Source organism: Streptomyces bobili (assembly GCF_002154575.1).
Taxonomy (GTDB): Bacteria; Actinomycetota; Actinomycetes; order Streptomycetales; family Streptomycetaceae; genus Streptomyces; species Streptomyces bobili.
On record NZ_MUBA01000581.1, the window covers coordinates 346 to 3,577 of the forward strand.

Below are 3,232 nucleotides of genomic sequence, written 5' to 3' on the forward strand. Positions count from 1 at the left end.
TGGTGGGCTCGTCGAGGAAGAGGACGTTGGGCTCGTCCATCAGCAGCCGCAGGATCTGCAGGCGGCGGCGCTCACCGCCGGACAGGTCCCCGACCGGCGTCCACTGCTTCTCCTTGCCGAAACCGAACGTCTCGCACAGCTGGCCCGCGGTCATCTCGCGGCCCTTGCCGAGGTCGACGCGCTCACGCACCTGCTGGACGGCCTCCAGGACCCGCAGGTTCGGGTCGATCTCGGTGACCTCCTGGGAGAGGTAGGCCAGCTTGACGGTGCGGCCGACGACGATCTTCCCGCCGGCCGGCTGGGCCTCGCCCTCGGTGCGGGCGGCCTCGGCCATGGCGCGCAGCAGGGACGTCTTCCCGGCGCCGTTGACGCCGACCAGGCCGATGCGGTCGCCGGGGCCGAGCTGCCAGGTGACATGCTCCAGCAGCACCTTGGGGCCCGCCTGGACGGTCACGTCCTCCAGCTCGAACACGGTCCTGCCAAGCCGGGACGACGCGAACTTCATCAGCTCGCTGCTGTCCCGCGGCGGCGGCACGTCGGCGATCAGCTCGTTGGCGGCCTCGACCCGGAAGCGCGGCTTGGACGTGCGCGCGGGCGCCCCGCGGCGCAGCCAGGCCAGCTCCTTGCGGACCAGGTTCTGCCGCTTGACCTCCTCGGTCGCGGCGATCCGCTCCCGCTCCGCGCGCGCGAAGACGTAGTCGGAGTAGCCGCCTTCGTACTCGTGGACGGCGCCGCGCTGCACGTCCCACATGCGGGTGCAGACCTGGTCCAGGAACCAGCGGTCGTGGGTGACGCAGACGAGCGCGGACCGGCGCTCGCGCAGGTGCTCGGCGAGCCAGGCGATGCCCTCGACGTCGAGGTGGTTGGTCGGCTCGTCGAGGACGATCAGGTCCTGTTCCTCGATCAGCAGCTTGGCGAGCGCGATACGGCGCCGCTCGCCACCGGACAGCGGCGCGATCACGGTGTCCAGGCCCTGCGGGAAGCCGGGCAGGTCGAGCCCGCCGAAGAGTCCCGTCAGGACATCGCGGATCTTGGAGTTGCCGGCCCACTCGTGGTCGGCCATGTCACGGATGACCTCGTGGCGGACGGTGGCGGTGGGGTCCAGGGAGTCGTGCTGCGTGAGCACGCCCATGCGCACCCCGCCGGAGTGCGTGACCCTGCCGGTGTCCGCCTCCTCCAGCTTGGCGAGCATGCGGATCAGGGTGGTCTTGCCGTCGCCGTTGCGACCGACGACTCCGATCCTGTCCCCTTCGGACACGCCGAGCGAGATGCCGTCGAGCAGCGCACGGGTTCCGTACACCTTGCTGACGTTCTCGACATTGACCAGGTTGACGGCCATTTTTGCTCCTGCCAGGGGGATCGGTCAGCCTCCCAGCCTAATGGGAGCCACTCGGTCGCCGATCCCCCCGCAGGTCAGCGGCCCGCGGCCGCGGTGACGTCAGGACGCACCGACGACCGTGGCTCCCGGGGCCGGGCCGGACGCCGTGCGCACGCTCTTGCACGTGCCGGACGTCCGCAGCGCCTGCGCGATCTTCTCCGCGGCGGCGGTGTCGCGCGCCAGGAACGCGGTGGTGGGGCCCGATCCCGAGACGAGGCTCGTGAGCGCGCCGGCCGCCTCCCCCGCGGCGAGGGTGTCGGCGAGTTCGGGGAAGAGGGAGAGGGCCGCGGGCTGGAGGTCGTTGGAGACGGCCGCCGCGAGGGCGTCGGGGTCGCCCTTGGCGAGGGCGCCGAGGAGTTCCCGCGAGGCGACCGGCTCGGGGATGCCGAGTCCCTCGGTGAGGCGGTCGAACTCCCGGAACACGGCCGGGGTGGACAGGCCGCGCCCGGCCATCGCGAACACCCAGTGGAAGGTCCCGCCGGTCTCCAGCACGGTCAGCCGCTCGCCCCGCCCGATACCGAGGGCGGCACCGCCGATCAGGCTGAACGGGACGTCGCTGCCCAACTCGGCGCAGATCTCCAGCAGTTCCTCGCGGGAGGCGCCGGTGCCCCAGAGCGCGTCGCAGGCCAGGAGGGCGCCCGCGCCGTCCGCGCTGCCGCCCGCCATGCCGCCCGCGACGGGGATGTCCTTGGCGATGTGCAGGTGCACGTCCGGGGTGAGGCCGTGGCGCTCGGCGAGCGCGATCGCCGCGCGCGCGGCCAGGTTGCTGCGGTCCAGGGGGACCTGGGCGGCGTCCGGGCCCTCGCAGGTCACGCGCAGGCCGTGGGCCGGGGTGACCGTGACCTGGTCGTAGAGGCCGACCGCCAGGAAGACGTTCGCCAGGTCGTGGAAGCCGTCGGGGCGGGCGGCGCCCACGGCGAGCTGAACGTTGACCTTGGCGGGCACGCGGACGGTGACGACGCTCACTCGGAGTCCTTCTCCTGGTGCTCGGGGTCCTGCTCGTGCTGCTTGTTCTCGGCGATCCGGGCGAACTCCTCGACCGTCAGCGCCTCTCCGCGCGCCTGCGGGGAGACACCGGCGGCCACCAGCGCGGCCTCGGCCGCCGCCGCGGAACCGGCCCATCCGGCGAGCGCGGCCCGCAGCGTCTTGCGCCGCTGGGCGAACGCCGCGTCCACGACGGCGAAGACCTCACGCCGGGAGGCGGTCGTCTTGACCGGCTCGGCCCTGCGGACGAGGGACACCAGGCCGCTGTCGACGTTCGGCGCGGGCCAGAAGACGTTGCGGCCGATCGCTCCGGCGCGCTTGACGTCGGCGTACCAGTTGGCCTTCACGGACGGCACGCCGTACACCTTCGAGCCGGGGGCGGCGGCTAGGCGGTCGGCGACCTCCGACTGGACCATGACGAGGCTGCGCTCGATGGTCGGGAAGGTGCCGAGCATGTGCAGGAGCACGGGCACGGCGACGTTGTACGGCAGGTTCGCCACCAGGGCGGTGGGGGCGGGGCCCGGCAGCTCGGTCACCTGCATGGCGTCGGAGTGCACCAGCGCGAAGCGGTCCGCCCGCTGCGGCATGCGGGCGGTGATCGTCGCGGGGAGGGCGCTGGCGAGGACGTCGTCGATCTCCACGGCCGTGACGCGGTCGGCGACCTCCAGCAGCGCGAGGGTGAGGGAGCCGAGGCCCGGTCCCACCTCGACGACCACGTCCTCGGGATGCACCTGCGCGGTGCGGACGATACGGCGGACCGTGTTCGCGTCGATCACGAAGTTCTGGCCGCGCTGTTTGGTGGGGCGCACGCCGAGAGCTGCCGCGAGTTCGCGGATGTCGGCGGGGCCCAGGAGGGCGTCGGGGGTGGGG

3 protein-coding genes are annotated in these 3,232 nt (G+C 72.9%); all 3 read right to left on the bottom strand.

The features are described from left to right. Positions 1-1,339, bottom strand: a 1,339-nt coding sequence (locus tag BZL64_RS34060) for an ABC-F family ATP-binding cassette domain-containing protein (protein WP_425276102.1), incomplete at its 3' end; no start/stop codon positions are given. Between the two features lie 99 nt (positions 1,340-1,438). Beyond that, the gene (locus tag BZL64_RS34065; protein WP_244205659.1) at positions 1,439-2,344 is read right to left on the bottom strand and encodes a 4-(cytidine 5'-diphospho)-2-C-methyl-D-erythritol kinase; all 906 of its coding nucleotides are present in this window, start codon (positions 2,342-2,344) and stop codon (positions 1,439-1,441) included. Beyond that, positions 2,341-3,232, bottom strand: an 892-nt coding sequence (rsmA, locus tag BZL64_RS34070) for a 16S rRNA (adenine(1518)-N(6)/adenine(1519)-N(6))-dimethyltransferase RsmA (protein ID WP_086772952.1), incomplete at its 5' end; no start/stop codon positions are given. The genes rsmA and BZL64_RS34065, both read right to left, overlap by 4 nt.